A 13,765-nucleotide genomic window follows, 5' to 3' on the forward strand; every position below is an offset into this window, starting at 1 on the left:
GCGGGAAACCGGGGCACCCGAGATCAGATCGGTTCATAGCCGGGCGGGCTGTAAGCGCTGACGCGCCGTGTGCGGTGCTCAGTGGTCGTGGTTTCGGTGCTGCCACCGTGGCGCGACGGCCAAACTCCGAGTGCCCTCCCCTGAGACGCGGGGGAGGGCACTCGGGTGTTCAGCCTTTGACCGCGGGCATCTCTCCGGGTTTGACCGCCACCTCGACGATGTCCGTGGCCCCGGCCTGCTCCAGCTCGGTGCGCCGCCGGTCGGCACTGGTCCGGTCGTAGGCGACGGCGGACGCCTGGGGGCGGCCGTCGGGATCGGTCCAGGTGAAACCGTAGCTCTGCATCGTCTTAGTCATGGATGCATCCTGCCTCGCAGCACTGACAGCAGCCTCCAGGACCCGGCGCGGGGGCACCCGCCCTGGGCTGCTGCTCGTGCCCCGCCGTGCAGACGGCGGGGCTGGGGCTTCCCCTTCACGTGGCGCGGCCGGTGCGGGACCTTGCCCGTTCGGGCCAGGCGCCCGTGTCCCGGAACCGTTTGAGCTTGGTGTGCAGGGCGGAACGCCTCATGCCCAGGGCCGCGGCGATGCTGGACTGGGTGACGTCCTCGTTGTCGATCAGACGGAGGATCGCGGCGCCCAGCTCAGGGCCGGTGAGCCCTTGCAGGCAGTGCTGTTCTTCTGCGGTGATGGCGCGGGAGGGAACGGCACGCCAGACCATGCCCCGGCTGTCCAGGTCCGCACGGCGCTCGGGTGACAGCCCGCCACGCGCCCGGCCCTTCGCGAGCTGCCGGTAGAACACGATCCTGGCGCCGAGCGGGAACCCCCCGGCATCGACGTAGTCCACCCGCACCCTCAGATGCCCGTGCTCCGTGATGTACCGGTCGCAGGCCGCGAGGAAGTCGCCCCACTGCTCCTCGCGCGGCGACCACACCACTCCCAGTTTCTCCAGAGCCGCGACCCGGTCCGCGGACAACCGTCCCTGCCGGTGCTTGTAGCGCAGTGTCGCCAGCGCCGTGCCCAGGGCGGCCCCGCCGGGAGTGACGTACTTCGCCGGCACATCCAGGTGTCCGTGCTGCGCACGGTAGGCGCGCAACGCCGCGAGGTTCGACTCCCACTGGGGATCGGCCTGGCCCGGAACGGGAAGGCCGACAGCGTGCAGCCGGGCCACTTCAGCCCGCGTCAGATGACGCTCACCGCTGAGGGCCACGGCTATCCACCCGGCCGGCCGGACCCGCCCGGCGGGCGCCTCGAAGGCGACGGGGATGTCGACGTGCCCGTGAGCGGCGTGGAACTCCTCCACCGTGGCGATCAGCCGGTTCCGCTGCTCCTGGCCCGACCAGCAGAAACCCAGCCGGTCCAGGGCGGCGGCTTCTTCCGCGGACAGGGCACCGGGCCCGGCCCTGCGGACCTTCCGCATCCGACGTCCGAGCGCATACCCGTCAGGGTCGGTGTAGGAATCCGGCACATCGAGGTGACCATGGTCCCGGAGGCAGCGGGCGAGCCGGTCGTGGGTGTCCCAGAAGGCGCTGCGGAGCGGCCCCCACACCATGCCCAGCCCGGTCAGGTCCGCCGCCCACGCCGGGTTCAGTTCCCCGCTCCTGTACTGACTGCGGCGTGCCGACAACTGCTTTCCCAGCGGATACCCGTCGGGCGCGGTGTAGCCGGTTGGGACCCGCAGGTGCCCGTGCTCGGCACGATAAGACCGCGCGGCGGCCAGGAGACGCTGCCAGCGGGCGGCCGTCGGGTCCCATGCGATCCCGAGTTCCTCCAGCGCCGCCACGCGATCCGCCGCCAGCCACCCCTTCCGGTAGGCGGAGCGCTGCTGGGTGAGCCACTTCCCCAGGGTGTACCCGGCGGGCGACTGGTAGCTGTCCTTGACCTCCAGATGACCGTGCGCGTCCCGGAAAGCGGAGGCATGCCCGTACCCCTCCCACCACGGGGACGTGGACTGCCGGACGGTCAGAACGGTGAGCGTGTCCAGGATGCTCCGGGACGTCCCGTCGGGCAGCACGACGGTGATCTTCCCGGGCAGTTGCGGATTGTCGGCCGACAGATGGGACCGCTGATGGTCCAGCTCCAGGCCCAGCGGCTCGTCATGCGCCCGCAGAGCACGCACCACCTGCCACAAGGTGCTGTAGTCGCCCGCGTCCAGGTCGCCGATCTCGCCGTCCTCGTCGGGCACGACGACCGGCACGATGACCGTGGACGGGCCCGGCGTGTCCGGGTCCCGGCGCAGCGCCCGGCCCACCGCCTGCACGATGTCGACCGCGCTCCGCTTGGGGTGCGCAAACAGGATGCCGTCGACCGCTGGCACATCGACGCCCTCGCCCAGGCAGCGGGCGTTGGACAGCACGGCCCAGCCCTGGCCCGGCGGGGTATGCAGCCGGCTGACGATCCGGGCCCGGGCCTGGTGGTCCATCCCTCCGTGAACATGCGCGGAATACGGCTCGGGCGCGCCCAGCGAACGGGCCACCCCCGGCAGGCTCCGCGCGAACTCGGCCGCCTGCTCCACCCGCGGGTGAAAGCTCAGCACCCGCTTCAGCCCGTACAACCGGCTCGCCTTGATCAGCGCGGCCTGGGCGGCCATGGTCCGTAAGGACTGGGAGCCGGGCGCGTCGACGTACTCGCGGTCCGCATCGGCAAGCAGAGCGCGGGCTTCCTTGTCGGACACACCGAGGACCAGCAGCCGGTAGTCCTCCAGGTACCCCTCGGCGATCGCCCGGCTGAAGGAATAGGAGTACAGGACCGGCCCGAACAGCGCACGGTCATCCATGGACAGATAGCCGTGCCGCTCCGCCGCAGCCGCATCAATCCGCGGCGTCGCGGTCATGTACAGACGACGACGCGCCGGCATCCACGCCTGGTCGACCACACGGCGCGCGCTGCTCTCGGAGAAGTCGGGCCGCCCGGTGAGGTGGTGCGCTTCGTCGAGCACCAGCAGGTCCAGCGGGCGGCCGGTGCCGCGGACGGCGTCGGCCAGCCGCCCGGCGGACATGTAGGTACCTGCGATCAGCCGCAGCCCGCTGCCGGGCTCGTCCAGCCAGGCACGGATCTCGTCGGCGCTGGTGGTGCTGGGGCCGGGCAGGTCGCCGGTGTGGACGGGCGCGTCCATGACCGTGTCGTCCGAGCACACGGCGAGGGCCTTCTCCAGCGGTACGTTCGCACACTCCCTCCAGGAGGCCAGGGTCTGGGCGACCAGCGCAAGGGACGGGGCCAGCACCGCGACCGTCCCTCCGCCGGGGAGGAGTTCTTCGGCCGCCCGCTGCGCGGTGATGGTCTTGCCCGACCCGCAGGCCATGTGGACCTGGCCCGCTCCGCCGCTGCCGATTCCTCCCCTGATCGCCTTGACGGCCTCCTGCTGATACGGGCGCAGTGCGTGGTTCACGGGTTCCTTCTCGCCGGTGTCGGGGCTGCCTGGGCATAACGGATCCGGGGCCGGGACGGTCACGTCTGGTCGGTGTCGGTGAGGTCGGTGCGCTTGCCCTGCCCGGGCCGCTTGGCGAGGGCGGCACGGACCTGCCCGGCCAGGTAGATGGCCTGGGGGCGGCCGGAGTCGGGGTGCGGGACGTAGGCGTGGGGCTTCAGCCCGAGCCGGGACATCGCGGCGGACGCCACCTTCGCCGGGTTCTTCGCCGCGGACTTCAGCTCGTCGCGGCCGATCTCCTCCAGGGAGAGCGGGTCGTTGGCCTCCACGATCGGGTCAAGGCTGATGTCCTCCACGCAGGCGGCGATGTCCAGGCCGCCGTCCTCGTCGGTGGGGTAGCCGTCCCACTCGTCGTCGTCCGGGTAGGCGGGGCCGATGAACTCGTCTCCGCACAGGCTGACGCTGTCGGGGAGCGCCGAGTTGATCGCGGTCCGGTAGTCGGCCGTCATCGCGTCCAGGGCGCCGGACCTCTCCACGCGCTCCCGCCAGGCGGTGTCGGCGCCGCCGATGTAGTCGGCGACGTCGGCGTCGGGGCTGGTGGAGTACTGCTCGACGCGGTTGCACCAGGTGCCGTAGCTGGTGGTGGTGTCGGACATGAGGGTTCTCCTGTCGGTTTGCGGTGCGGGGTCAGAGGGCGGCGACAGCGGCGCGGACGGCAGCGAAGACCCGGTCGGCGATCTCGTCGCGGTCCAGGGAGCGGGGGTTGCCCCAGCCCCACTTGATGTAGACCTTGCCGTCCGTGTTGTCGAAGTAGACCTTGTCGACGGCGCAGGCGAGCCTGCCGCCCTCGGCGTTGGAGACCTTGTCGCCGTCGAGGGCGGCGTAGCAGATGCTTCCGGACTTGTAGTGGTCCAGCTCCAGACCGGGGACGATGGTGAAGCCGTTGAGGTAGACGCGGTCCATGCCGTTCTTCTGCCAGCGGCGTCCGCCGATCGCGGTCATCGCCTCGACCGTGTAGACGACGGCGCGGGCGGGGCGCCTCATCTTGCCGATGGCGATACGGGCGGCGAGGGAGACGTGGTCGATGACCCAGCGGCCGGCGGTCTTGGTGGCGGCGATGACGCCGCGGCGGCACCAGTCGCGGATGGTGGCGACGGTGACGTGGGCTTCGGTGGCGGCGGTGGTGGTGTTCATCGGGTGTCCCTCCCTCTCGATGACTCCACTATGCCGTACATACAGCGAAGATGCAAGGAGAGGGTCCTGCGAAAACTCCCCAGGGTCCGCCTCTTGACACTTTGCCGTACGTACGTCATAGTAGAACTACCTCCTAGAGAGAAGGGAGGTGAAACAACTGAATATCGGGGAGATCACCCTGGCCCTCGCAGCCGCCACCCTCCTGGTGAACACGGCATCGGCGGTCATCGCGTGGAAGGACCGGAAGCGGAAGCCGAAGGGCCGACACCGCAAGGGGTGAAAGGAAGGCCCCCGGAGATGCTTACACCAACTCCGGGGGCCGCTCCCCAGAATAGCCCGACAACCCCCCGCGCGAGCGGAAACCGAAGGGAGAGCGGACGTGAGGGCCTCGTTGAAGCGCCTCATCGTGTGCACCGTGTCGAGCCTGGTCGCGGCTGTCGCCATCACGGTCGGCGTGGGCGCGTACTGGTGGGTGTGGACGGTGTGGGTCGTGCTGGCCGCCGCGACGGTGTGGCTGGTCGTCCAGGACCGCCGCGCCTGACCACTGCTCAACCCCCGCCCGGAACCCCCGGGCGGGGACACCATCGAAAGGATACGGACCTGACGCGGACGACTTCGCTGACTGTGACCGGCGAGCTGACCCGCCTGTCCCAGCGGCTGACGGACCTGATCCAGCGCGGCTCCCAGATCAAGGCGAGCCGTGAAGCCCTGAGCCTCATGACTCAGGAGAACCCCACCACCCCGAAGTGAGGACACCTGCCATGACCGTGGAGGAACAGCTCTTGGACGGGCTGCACGAGGATGCCCTGATCGAGAACGAGGAACGCGACTGGTGGCGTACCGGCCGAATCCGGTGCGCGGACTGCGGCACCATGCTCCGCACGAAGACGCTGGAGACCCTGCCCCCGCACAACTGCACCCAGCGGCAACGCGCCCGCCGGAAAGGCAAAGCCGCCACCGAGAAGTGAGGGCAGCGACAGTGATCATGACCAGTGTCGCCGAGGTGCCGGAGTGGGCTGGTACCACCGAGGACATGTACGACCTCCACCGCTTCGGCCCCGACCGGCGGGCCGCCTGCGACCCCGCCATCCGCACCTACAGCCGGATCACCGACCGGGACGCCTACCGGGAGCCGTACATGACACTCCGAACCCGTGCCGAGATCCAGAGCAGCTGGGCCGCGCACATGTACCGATTCTGCCCCTCCTGCACCACTGCTCCCCCCGCTGAGAAGTAGGGCCCCGAACTCGCACACTGAAGTGCCCCCGCCTGAGGAAAGCAGGCGGGGGCACCGGCATGCACGCTACCCGGCCCGCTCGTAGGCTGGACACGCTCGGGGCCCTCACGGAGGTACCCCATGCCCCGCACCATCTGGACCGGCGCCATCAGCTTCGGCCTCGTCACCGTCCCCATCCACGTCGTCTCAGCGACCGAGGACCACGCGATCCACTTCCACCGCATCCACCTCGAAGACGGCGGCCGCGTCCGCAACCGCAAGATCTGCGAGCTGGAAGACCGGGAAGTCACCCAAGCCGAGATCGGCAAGGGCTACGAGATCAGCCGCGACACGATCGTGCCGATCTCCGACCAGGAACTCCGCGACCTCCCCCTCCCTACCGCGAAGGCCATCGACATCGTGGCGTTCATGCCGTGGGACGCCATTGATCCCATCCGTATCGGCGACGGCTACTACCTCACCCCCGACGGCCAGGTCGCTGCCAAGCCCTACAAGCTTCTCCGCCAGGCCCTGGAACGCTCCTCGCGGGTGGCCGTGGCCCGCTACGCCTGGTCCGGCCGCGAACGCCTCGGCCTGCTCCGGGTCCGTGACGAGGCGATCGTGCTGCACGCCATGCGCTGGCCGGACGAGATCCGCGACCCCGCCGAACTCCTTCCCCCACCCACCGAGGTATCTGACGAGGAGATCACCGGGGCCCTCGCCCTCATGGACACCATGACCCGCGACGACCTCGACGACCCCCAGTTCCGCGACACCTACACCGAGGCCGTCGTTGAACTGATCGAAGCGAAACGCGAGCACCGCGAGCCCGCCGCCCCCGCGCCGGAGCCGGCGGAGGAGTCCGGGCAACTCGTCGACCTCATGGCCGCCCTCAACGAGAGCGTCGCCAAGGCCAAGGCCTCCCGCGGCGAGCCCGCGGGGCGGGACGCCGACGTGCACGAGATGCCGACCAAGCGGGCCGCGAAGAAGGCGCCGGCGAAGAAGACCGCAGGGAAGAAGACCACGGGGAAGGCGGCCGGGCGGAAGCCGCGGCGCAGTGCCTAGCTGTCCAGGTAGCCCAGCTCGGTGTCGGGCCGGCACGCGTCGCAGGCGCGGACTCCGCCGGCCAGGGCCCGCAGGGCGTCGTCTCGGGTGAGTGCGCGCCCCCGTTTGCCCGCGTTCCAGCAGCCGCCGACATGCACCTGCACGGGCGGCGCATCCCGGCTGAGGCCACCCTCCAGCAGCCAGTCCGGCGCCGGTGGCCGGGCCTCCGCCCCGCGCTGCCGCTCGGCCTCCGCCCGCTCCGCCGCCGTGATCGCGGCCCGCACCTCGGCGAGCGCCATGGTGAGCCAGGTCTCCAGGATCCGGAGTCGGGGCAGGTCGGGCGGCAGATCGGGCATGAGCCCAGCTTGCACCAATATTCGAACAAGGTTTCTACTGGGGGCATGAGCCGGTACCGCGTCGACTACCTCACCCCCAGACAGGAGGAGATCCTCCGCTGCATCCGCACGGCCATCACCGACCAGGGTGTCGCCCCTACGATCGGGGAGATCGCTGCTGCGGTCGGGATGCGGTCCTGGTCGGGGGTCCACTACCAGCTCTGCGAGCTGGAAGTGAAGGGCGCGATCCGGCGCGACCCCGGCCGGGCCCGAGGGATTCGGCTCGCATGAGCCTCAGCCGCTACCACGTCGCGCTGGTCGTCGGGGGCCGCCCGATGCTGGACGGGTGGTGGGGGAGCGAGGAGGTGGCCCGGCGGAAGTTCGCCGTGTGGGTGGGCGAGCACGGGGACCGGCCCGGGACCCGGGTCACGCTCACGGATGAGGAGACCGGCACCGTGCTGACGGAGTGGCCGGACACCCCATGATCGTCTGCCATCCTGGCGTCATGAGCGTCCGCCCGTTCCCGTCCCGTGACCGTGCACTGCGGCAGGTAATGCGCCGCCACGGCGGATGGCTGCCGGTTCATCTGCTGCCGCCCCCGCCCGCCCCGCAGGGCACACCCGGCGTGTACGTCCTCTCAACGCGACGCCCCGGGACTGTCAGCGACCCGGCGTAGGCTGAGCCCGCTATCAGCCCATGCTGGCGCTGTAGGACCGCCCCTGCCCGTACAGCACCGGGTCAGGGGCGGATCGCTTTGATGAGCCTTTGGGGTAGGTCTGCTTGTGAAGGCAGGCCTCAAAGGAACCGTGATCAGGCGGCTTCGGCCTCGGGGTGCCGGACGGCCTTCTTCGCCGCCATCTCCACCTCGATCCGGGACTTGTCTTCCGCCTCGGCGTGTTCCGCGACGGCGGTGAGGAACCCGTCGGCGGCCGTCCGCCAGGCGGCGCGGGTGTCGTCGCCGGGGCTGGCGGCGTAGGCTGCGCGAGCATCCTCGGCGGCCCGCTCCAGGGCCACAAGATCATCGAAGGTGTGGGTCACGCCCGGAGTCTACGTCGAGAGCGAATGATCACTGTGCGGGTGTCCGCAAGATGATCGAACCAGCAGGTCAGGCATCACTTCCGCAGCGCCGCGAAACTGATCAAGCCGCCGCCGTGACCTCCTCACGAACGGCACCCACCCACTCATCCCGCAACGCCTCGTACCGCTCCCGCGTCGGCCCCCACAGCCAACCGCCCGTCGCCTGGAGCAGGGCGCGGATCTCCGCATCCACGACCGCAGCGGACCGCGAAGCACCCGAAGGCGGGGGAGTGGAGGACATGCGCCGATCGTATCGGCGAGGCCCGACAGGCACCTAGGAATCGGCAGGCGGCTGCCCGACGTAGGTACCACGCCCCTGCACCTTCCACACCACCCGTTCCTCGACCAGCATGTCCAGAGCCCGCCGCACCGTCGACCGGGCGATCCCGTACTCCTGCACCAGCCGCGTCTCGCTAGGGATCGGACGGCCCGGCGCCCAGTCCCCGCGAACGATCCGGGCCTTCAGGATCTCGGCGAGCTGCCGGTACGGGGTCACCGGCCCCTCGTGATCAATCTCGGCATCCGCACTCATGGCCATGAACACGACGCTAGGCAGCCAGATACACGTCAGCACCTTGAGCTACGTGTCGAGACGTAGCGAGACAAGCCGATACAAGTCCCGCTAGCCTGCCGTTATGCCAGACCCCGAACCCGAACCATCAGGCCCCGAGTCCGGCCCGATGGTCGCCGCGCACACCAGGCTTCCCGCTACCCAGCAGGCTTGGAGCGCCTACGTCGACCACCGACTTCGCTGCCCCACGTGCCGAGACGTCGACACCGCGTCCAGGTGCCGCAAGGTGCTGCCCCTCTACCGGGCCTGGGAGGCCGCCGCCAGCGCAGCCCAAGCCGCAGTAGCGCAGAAACCCGCGTAGACCCCCGTGTGGCAGGGCTTCCGCCCGGACTCAACTTGTTGTTGACTCCCCGTACCGTCGGTAGCAGGTCAGGACGCGTCCCTACCGTCCTCAGCCATGCAGGAGGTCGGTGACATGAACCCGCAACGCCGAGGAGACCAGCAGCAGGTGCGACAGCTTCATCTCCGCGCCGGCTTCCATGCGCTGGAGGGTCGACCGGTCCACGCCGGCGGTGTGGGCGAGGCCCTCCTGGGTGAGGTTCAGGTGCAGGCGTCGGACGCGGATGCGGTCGCCGGTAGCCCGGCGAGCGTCGAGGACCCATTGGGGGTGGCTGGCAGGCACCTCAGCCACGCTTTAACGATCATGGGCGCATGTCAGCAGCAAAACTGACGCATTCTTTGATCATCAATCCGGTCGTCGACTTCGCTGCAAAGCCGTATGCTCGCCAAAACCGAACATGTGTTCACTTCTTCGGGTGAACCACGCCGCCACCACGCATCCAGCCCACCCGCACGGGCATCAGCCCCACACAACTGCCACCACATCAGGAGACGGAGCCATGGACCGCGAGCAGATCCTCCACCTCTACGACTGGCACCCCGGAATCTGCTTCCGTCACCCCGGCAAGGGGGCCATCCCCACCACCGTCATCGGTGTCATCCACCCGAGGGGCGAAGGCCAGCGCGACATCAGAGCCTGCACCGACTGCGTCATCGACCTGGAAAACGCGACTCGCGAGCGGCTCGCGCGCGCCGACGAGCCGTACCGGCCGGGACAGCTCGGAGAAGCAACGGGATGACCCGTCCCAGCGGTGCAAGGGGGGCGAAAGCTGGGGAGAGCGTGGGGAGAATGACTGGCGGGGGAGCGGCTGGGGAGCCGCAGAATCAACACTCAAAGGAGGATGAGGGGAGTGAAGGGAAGTCAAAAGAGCCTGGTCGTAGGGCTTCGGTTTGGTCGCGCCGCATACGGCCAGGAGGCCAGAGAGTGTACCGCTAGTTATTGCAGTTCTGGCGGAAGACGACATTCCCCGCGTCGGAGTCCTTGCCCTTACCCCCGCGCAGCTTGACGTAGTCGCCGGGCTCCAGGGTGTGGTTCGCGGTGAAGACGAACTTGTTGCCGGTCGCGTCCTTGACCACGTACCCCTTGAGGTTCACCTTCGCGGTGCGCGAGTAGTTCTTGATGGTCAGGTACTCGTCCTTGGTGTTGCCGCCGGAGCACTTGTTGGAGTCCCGGCCGGGGGCGTCGTACTGGACACCCTTGATCTTCAGCGCCGAGGAGTACTCGGCGGCCTGCGCCGGAACGGCCACGACGAGGCCGAGAGCGGCGGCGGACGCGGTGGTGACGGCGGTGGTCAGGGTGCGGCGGACGCGCATGAGGATCTGTTCCCCCCTCAGTGGTGCGAATAGAGCGTCCGGAGCATACCGAAAATATGATTGGCCAGAGGGTGAAACGTGAGGGAAATGTGCGCCCTGCGTGGAGGGTTGACGCACTCCGCCTGAACTCTCTCGCGGTACCACGCAGCTCCCGGTCCCCACTGCCTCCCCGGCCCCTCGACCCCTCCATCCATTCCGCCCGGCCCCCAGGGGCCTCTCCCGTCACCCGTCCACTCGGCCACCCCGCCACCCTCTTCCCGCACCGCGCCGCACCCCGGCACGGGCCGTCGCGGCGGCCACCCGGCCCTGGTCGCAGGGGGGCCGAAGGTCCCCGGGCCGGACCGAGGCGGGGACCGTTCGCCCCTACCCGCCCCCCGGGGCCCGCGGACGATCATGTGGCGGCGGCCGGGAACGCCGCGCCACGCTGTGCGCACCGCGTTCCCGGCCCCTCGATCGACAGGAACAGATGGGGAGGACGCCGTCCGATGGACGAGGCGCAGCACAACCAGACGGGCCCGGTGAAGGAGGTGCCGCCGCGCCCCGTGGTCCACGGGGACGGACCAGCGGTCGCCGGAGCGGCGGCGCGGCCGTCCTGGACGGACTGGCTCACCACCACCGACCACAAGAGGATCGGGACGCTCTATCTGGTCTCCGCCTTCGTGTTCTTCGTCCTCGGCGGTGTCATGGCCCTGATGATGCGGGCCGAACTCGCCCGGCCGGGTCTGCAGATCATGTCGAACGAGCAGTTCAACCAGGCCTTCACCATGCACGGCTCGATCATGCTGCTGATGTTCGCCATGCCGCTGTTCACCGGCTTCGCCAACTGGATCATGCCGCTCCAGATCGGCGCCCCGGACGTGGCCTTCCCCCGGCTGAACATGCTCGCCTTCTGGCTCTTCCTGTTCGGCTCGCTGATAGCCGCCGGCGGCTTCCTCACCCCCGGCGGCGCCGCCGACTTCGGCTGGTTCCTCTACGCGCCGCTCTCCGACGCGGTGCACTCGCCGGGACTCGGTGCCGACCTCTGGATCATGGGCGTCGCGCTGTCCGGATTCGGCTCCATCCTGGGCGCCGTCAACTTCATCACCACGATCATCTGCATGCGCGCGCCCGGCATGACGATGTTCCGCATGCCGATCTTCACCTGGAACGTGCTGCTGACCGCGCTACTGGTCCTGCTGGTCTTCCCGGTGCTGGCCGCGGCCCTGTTCGCGCTGGAGGCGGACCGCAAGTTCGGCAGCCACGTCTTCGACCCGGCCAACGGCGGGGCGCTGCTCTGGCAGCACCTCTTCTGGTTCTTCGGCCACCCCGAGGTCTACATCCTGGCGCTGCCGTTCTTCGGCATCGTCTCCGAGGTCATCCCGGTCTTCTCCCGCAAGCCGATGTTCGGCTACATGGGCCTGATCGCGGCCACGATCTCCATCGCGGGCCTGTCGGTGACCGTGTGGGCGCACCACATGTACGCCACCGGCGGGGTGCTGCTGCCGTTCTTCTCGTTCATGACCTTCCTGATCGCGGTCCCGACCGGGGTGAAGTTCTTCAACTGGATCGGCACCATGTGGAAGGGCAGCCTCTCCTTCGAGACGCCGATGCTCTGGACCATGGGCTTCCTGATCACCTTCGTCTTCGGTGGTCTGACCGGTGTCATCCTGGCCTCGCCGCCGCTCGACTTCCACCTCACCGACTCGTACTTCGTGGTCGCGCACTTCCACTACACCGTGTTCGGCACGGTCGTGTACGCCATGTTCGCCGGGTTCCACTTCTGGTGGCCCAAGTTCACCGGCAAGATCCTCGACGAGCGCCTCGGCAAGATCACCTTCTGGACGCTCACGGTCGGCTTCCACCTGACGTTCCTCGTCCAGCACTGGCTCGGCACCGAGGGAATGCCCCGCCGCTACGCCGACTACCTGGCCGCCGACGGCTTCACCGCCCTCAACACCCTCTCCACCATCGGCTCGTTCCTGCTGGGCATGTCGCTGCTGCCGTTCTTCTACAACGTCTGGAAGACCGCCAAGTACGGCAAGCCGGTCGGTGTGGACGACCCCTGGGGCTACGGCCGCTCGCTGGAGTGGGCGACCTCCTGCCCGCCGCCGCGCCACAACTTCACCTCCCTGCCCCGCATCCGCTCCGAGTCCCCGGCCCTGGATCTGCGCCACCCGGAGATCGCCGCCGCCGAGTTGGTGAAGTGAGCCGTGGCGCATCCCGTCCTCGCCCTGGGCACGGCCCTGGCCACCGCGTCCGGCTGCGTCTGGTACCTCCCGGCCCTCTCCGAGGTCCGCGCGGGGGCCGACCGCCCGGACTCCCGGAGGAGCACGGCGGCCGCCTGTCTGAGCGCTTGGAGCACGGCCGGGTGCGTGGCCCTGCTCCTGCTGCTGACCGAGGCGTGGCACTGGCCCGCCGCAGCGGCTTCGGCTGGGGCCGCCGTCACCGCCGGGGCGCTGGTCCGCGCCGCCGTCCAGCACCGCCGGGAGGCCCGGGAGACGGCCCGTGACTGGGCGGGCCTCGACCTGGAGCCGCACCGTGCCCCCGCGCTCCGCCCGCTCCTGGCCGCGCTGCTGGTCGCCGTCCTCGCCGCGGCGGCGGCCACCGCCGTGCTCCTTGCGGCGGGACCCGGGAAGGGATCCTGGGCCGTCGTCACGCTGCCCACCGCGCTCCTGGGGCTGTTCCTCACCGCGGTGACCGTCCGGGCCTGTGCGACCCGCAGGCGGCGCCGGGCAGGCGGCGGTGGTCCGGCCCCCGCCACCGCGCCCTGCGCCCGGTGAGCACGCCCGCGCGCGGGACCGAGTACGCGTACTCATGCCGCCGCGGGCTCCCGCTGTGAGAGTGGGCGGCGTACCGAGCGACCGGTGCCCCACGACTGGAGACGACCATGCGCAGCCCCCGCGGCACGAACCGGCCCCGCACCGCCACCGCCCTCCGCCCCCGGCGGACCCGCCTCCTCACCGCCGCCCTGGTCTGTGCGGCCGGGGCCGTCACGGTCACCGGATGCGCCGGCCTCGAGTACCGGGAGGCGAGCTGCGCGGGCGGGGAGTACCCGGTGGTGGCCTTGGGCGGCACCGGCAGCGCCTGTGTGCCCGACGGTGAGGCGCCCCCGGACGGCTTCCGGGCCTACCCCCGGGGCAAGGTGCCGAAGTACGTCGACGACGAGTGGGACGTGTACTGGCGCACCCACGTCGTCGACCGGGACGGCACCATATCCGACGCGCCGGACGAGGGCTGACCCGCGGCCGGCCGGGCCCCCGGGCGGCCCTGCGACCTCCCGTGCGGAGGCGTGGGGCGTGCGCCGCGCGCCACGTCCCGGCGGGGGAGGGGCTCC

21 protein-coding genes and 1 pseudogene are annotated in these 13,765 nt (G+C 70.1%); 12 read left to right on the top strand and 10 right to left on the bottom strand.

What is annotated here, in order from left to right; all coding sequences use genetic code 11:
• Window positions 1-169 precede the first annotated feature (169 nt).
• The 4 genes from GTY84_RS33110 to GTY84_RS23165 form a co-directional block, all read right to left on the bottom strand.
• Window positions 170-355, bottom strand: a complete 186-nt coding sequence (locus GTY84_RS33110; protein WP_202551654.1) for a hypothetical protein — start codon at window positions 353-355, stop codon at window positions 170-172.
• A 115-nt stretch (window positions 356-470) separates the two neighbouring features.
• Complete coding sequence (locus GTY84_RS23155) at window positions 471-3,383, bottom strand: DEAD/DEAH box helicase (RefSeq protein WP_161228302.1); 2,913 nt, start codon at window positions 3,381-3,383, stop codon at window positions 471-473.
• A 59-nt stretch (window positions 3,384-3,442) separates the two neighbouring features.
• Window positions 3,443-4,018, bottom strand: coding sequence for a hypothetical protein (locus tag GTY84_RS23160; RefSeq protein ID WP_161228303.1), 576 nt, complete (start codon window positions 4,016-4,018; stop codon window positions 3,443-3,445).
• Window positions 4,019-4,049: 31 nt separating this feature from the next.
• Window positions 4,050-4,556 carry a helix-turn-helix domain-containing protein gene (locus GTY84_RS23165; protein ID WP_161228304.1) on the bottom strand — a complete coding sequence of 169 codons (507 nt, stop codon included), beginning with the start codon at window positions 4,554-4,556 and terminating at the stop codon, window positions 4,050-4,052.
• 148 nt (window positions 4,557-4,704) lie between these two features.
• Between GTY84_RS23165 and GTY84_RS34710 the strand changes: the two genes are divergently transcribed.
• The 6 genes from GTY84_RS34710 (at window position 4,705) to GTY84_RS23180 (ending at window position 6,837) form a co-directional block, all read left to right on the top strand.
• Window positions 4,705-4,836 carry a hypothetical protein gene (locus GTY84_RS34710; RefSeq protein ID WP_272919253.1) on the top strand — a complete coding sequence of 44 codons (132 nt, stop codon included), beginning with the start codon at window positions 4,705-4,707 and terminating at the stop codon, window positions 4,834-4,836.
• Window positions 4,837-4,935: 99 nt separating this feature from the next.
• A complete protein-coding gene (locus GTY84_RS33115) occupies window positions 4,936-5,097 on the top strand; it encodes a hypothetical protein (RefSeq protein WP_202551655.1) in 162 nt (53 codons plus the stop codon).
• Window positions 5,098-5,180: 83 nt separating this feature from the next.
• Window positions 5,181-5,306, top strand: coding sequence for a hypothetical protein (locus tag GTY84_RS34715; RefSeq protein WP_272919254.1), 126 nt, complete (start codon window positions 5,181-5,183; stop codon window positions 5,304-5,306).
• 11 nt (window positions 5,307-5,317) lie between these two features.
• Entirely contained in the window at window positions 5,318-5,524 is a 207-nt protein-coding gene (locus GTY84_RS23170; RefSeq protein ID WP_161228305.1) for a hypothetical protein, read from the top strand.
• Between the two features lie 17 nt (window positions 5,525-5,541).
• Complete coding sequence (locus GTY84_RS23175; protein WP_161228306.1) at window positions 5,542-5,793, top strand: hypothetical protein; 252 nt, start codon at window positions 5,542-5,544, stop codon at window positions 5,791-5,793.
• Between the two features lie 120 nt (window positions 5,794-5,913).
• Window positions 5,914-6,837 carry a Ku protein gene (locus GTY84_RS23180; protein WP_161228307.1) on the top strand — a complete coding sequence of 308 codons (924 nt, stop codon included), beginning with the start codon at window positions 5,914-5,916 and terminating at the stop codon, window positions 6,835-6,837.
• Here the strand turns inward: GTY84_RS23180 and GTY84_RS23185 are convergent.
• Entirely contained in the window at window positions 6,834-7,172 is a 339-nt protein-coding gene (locus tag GTY84_RS23185) for a DUF6233 domain-containing protein (RefSeq protein ID WP_161228308.1), read from the bottom strand. The two genes, GTY84_RS23180 and GTY84_RS23185, sit on opposite strands and share 4 nt — an antisense overlap.
• Window positions 7,173-7,217: 45 nt before the next feature.
• On the opposite strand from GTY84_RS23185, the gene GTY84_RS23190 reads away from it, so the two are divergent.
• Complete coding sequence (locus GTY84_RS23190) at window positions 7,218-7,442, top strand: hypothetical protein (protein ID WP_161228309.1); 225 nt, start codon at window positions 7,218-7,220, stop codon at window positions 7,440-7,442.
• Window positions 7,439-7,636, top strand: a complete 198-nt coding sequence (locus tag GTY84_RS23195) for a hypothetical protein (RefSeq protein ID WP_161228310.1) — start codon at window positions 7,439-7,441, stop codon at window positions 7,634-7,636. Before GTY84_RS23190 ends, GTY84_RS23195 begins: the two co-directional genes overlap by 4 nt.
• Before the next feature lie 325 nt (window positions 7,637-7,961).
• On the opposite strand, the gene GTY84_RS23200 is transcribed toward GTY84_RS23195, so the two are convergent.
• From GTY84_RS23200 to GTY84_RS23215, 4 genes are all read right to left on the bottom strand, one after another.
• Window positions 7,962-8,189 (bottom strand): hypothetical protein, encoded by a 228-nt coding sequence (locus tag GTY84_RS23200; RefSeq protein ID WP_161228311.1) that lies wholly within the window; start codon window positions 8,187-8,189, stop codon window positions 7,962-7,964.
• A gap of 100 nt (window positions 8,190-8,289) precedes the next feature.
• A complete protein-coding gene (locus GTY84_RS23205) occupies window positions 8,290-8,469 on the bottom strand; it encodes a hypothetical protein (protein ID WP_161228312.1) in 180 nt (59 codons plus the stop codon).
• A 33-nt stretch (window positions 8,470-8,502) separates the two neighbouring features.
• Window positions 8,503-8,766: a GntR family transcriptional regulator gene (locus tag GTY84_RS23210; RefSeq protein WP_161228313.1), complete on the bottom strand. Its 264-nt coding sequence runs from the start codon at window positions 8,764-8,766 to the stop codon at window positions 8,503-8,505.
• 424 nt (window positions 8,767-9,190) lie between these two features.
• Window positions 9,191-9,430, bottom strand: a complete 240-nt coding sequence (locus GTY84_RS23215; RefSeq protein WP_345943502.1) for a helix-turn-helix transcriptional regulator — start codon at window positions 9,428-9,430, stop codon at window positions 9,191-9,193.
• 106 nt (window positions 9,431-9,536) lie between these two features.
• Here GTY84_RS23215 and GTY84_RS23220 point away from each other — a divergent pair, with 106 nt between their 5' ends.
• Complete coding sequence (locus GTY84_RS23220) at window positions 9,537-9,878, top strand: hypothetical protein (protein ID WP_161228314.1); 342 nt, start codon at window positions 9,537-9,539, stop codon at window positions 9,876-9,878.
• A gap of 199 nt (window positions 9,879-10,077) precedes the next feature.
• On the opposite strand, the pseudogene GTY84_RS23225 reads toward GTY84_RS23220, so the two are convergent.
• Window positions 10,078-10,452: pseudogene (locus tag GTY84_RS23225) on the bottom strand (lamin tail domain-containing protein); the annotation flags it as partial.
• Between the two features lie 485 nt (window positions 10,453-10,937).
• Here GTY84_RS23225 and ctaD point away from each other — a divergent pair.
• The 3 genes from ctaD (at window position 10,938) to GTY84_RS23240 (ending at window position 13,669) form a co-directional block, all read left to right on the top strand.
• On the top strand, window positions 10,938-12,638 hold the full coding sequence (gene ctaD, locus GTY84_RS23230) for a cytochrome c oxidase subunit I (protein WP_161228316.1): 1,701 nt from the start codon (window positions 10,938-10,940) through the stop codon (window positions 12,636-12,638).
• Between the two features lie 3 nt (window positions 12,639-12,641).
• Window positions 12,642-13,211 carry a hypothetical protein gene (locus GTY84_RS23235; RefSeq protein ID WP_202551634.1) on the top strand — a complete coding sequence of 190 codons (570 nt, stop codon included), beginning with the start codon at window positions 12,642-12,644 and terminating at the stop codon, window positions 13,209-13,211.
• Between the two features lie 107 nt (window positions 13,212-13,318).
• Window positions 13,319-13,669 (top strand): hypothetical protein, encoded by a 351-nt coding sequence (locus GTY84_RS23240; RefSeq protein ID WP_161228317.1) that lies wholly within the window; start codon window positions 13,319-13,321, stop codon window positions 13,667-13,669.
• Window positions 13,670-13,765: the final 96 nt, after the last annotated feature.

It is taken from the genome of Streptomyces sp. SID8352, from assembly GCF_009862265.1.
GTDB lineage: Bacteria > Actinomycetota > Actinomycetes > Streptomycetales > Streptomycetaceae > Streptomyces.

What these genes read in the sequence shown, in the direction of transcription:
- GTY84_RS23175 (WP_161228306.1), top strand. Translation starts at nt 5,542, where the DNA reads ATGACCAGTGTCGCCGAGGTGCCGGAGTGGGCTGGTACCACCGAGGAC.
- ctaD (WP_161228316.1), top strand. Translation starts at nt 10,938, where the DNA reads ATGGACGAGGCGCAGCACAACCAGACGGGCCCGGTGAAGGAGGTGCCG.
- GTY84_RS23170 (WP_161228305.1), top strand. Translation starts at nt 5,318, where the DNA reads ATGACCGTGGAGGAACAGCTCTTGGACGGGCTGCACGAGGATGCCCTG.
- GTY84_RS23185 (WP_161228308.1), bottom strand. Translation starts at nt 7,172, where the DNA reads ATGCCCGATCTGCCGCCCGACCTGCCCCGACTCCGGATCCTGGAGACC.
- GTY84_RS23195 (WP_161228310.1), top strand. Translation starts at nt 7,439, where the DNA reads ATGAGCCTCAGCCGCTACCACGTCGCGCTGGTCGTCGGGGGCCGCCCG.
- GTY84_RS33110 (WP_202551654.1), bottom strand. Translation starts at nt 355, where the DNA reads ATGACTAAGACGATGCAGAGCTACGGTTTCACCTGGACCGATCCCGAC.
- GTY84_RS23220 (WP_161228314.1), top strand. Translation starts at nt 9,537, where the DNA reads ATGTGTTCACTTCTTCGGGTGAACCACGCCGCCACCACGCATCCAGCC.
- GTY84_RS23210 (WP_161228313.1), bottom strand. Translation starts at nt 8,766, where the DNA reads ATGGCCATGAGTGCGGATGCCGAGATTGATCACGAGGGGCCGGTGACC.
- GTY84_RS23240 (WP_161228317.1), top strand. Translation starts at nt 13,319, where the DNA reads ATGCGCAGCCCCCGCGGCACGAACCGGCCCCGCACCGCCACCGCCCTC.
- GTY84_RS23165 (WP_161228304.1), bottom strand. Translation starts at nt 4,556, where the DNA reads ATGAACACCACCACCGCCGCCACCGAAGCCCACGTCACCGTCGCCACC.
- GTY84_RS23160 (WP_161228303.1), bottom strand. Translation starts at nt 4,018, where the DNA reads ATGTCCGACACCACCACCAGCTACGGCACCTGGTGCAACCGCGTCGAG.
- GTY84_RS23205 (WP_161228312.1), bottom strand. Translation starts at nt 8,469, where the DNA reads ATGTCCTCCACTCCCCCGCCTTCGGGTGCTTCGCGGTCCGCTGCGGTC.
- GTY84_RS23180 (WP_161228307.1), top strand. Translation starts at nt 5,914, where the DNA reads ATGCCCCGCACCATCTGGACCGGCGCCATCAGCTTCGGCCTCGTCACC.
- GTY84_RS23190 (WP_161228309.1), top strand. Translation starts at nt 7,218, where the DNA reads ATGAGCCGGTACCGCGTCGACTACCTCACCCCCAGACAGGAGGAGATC.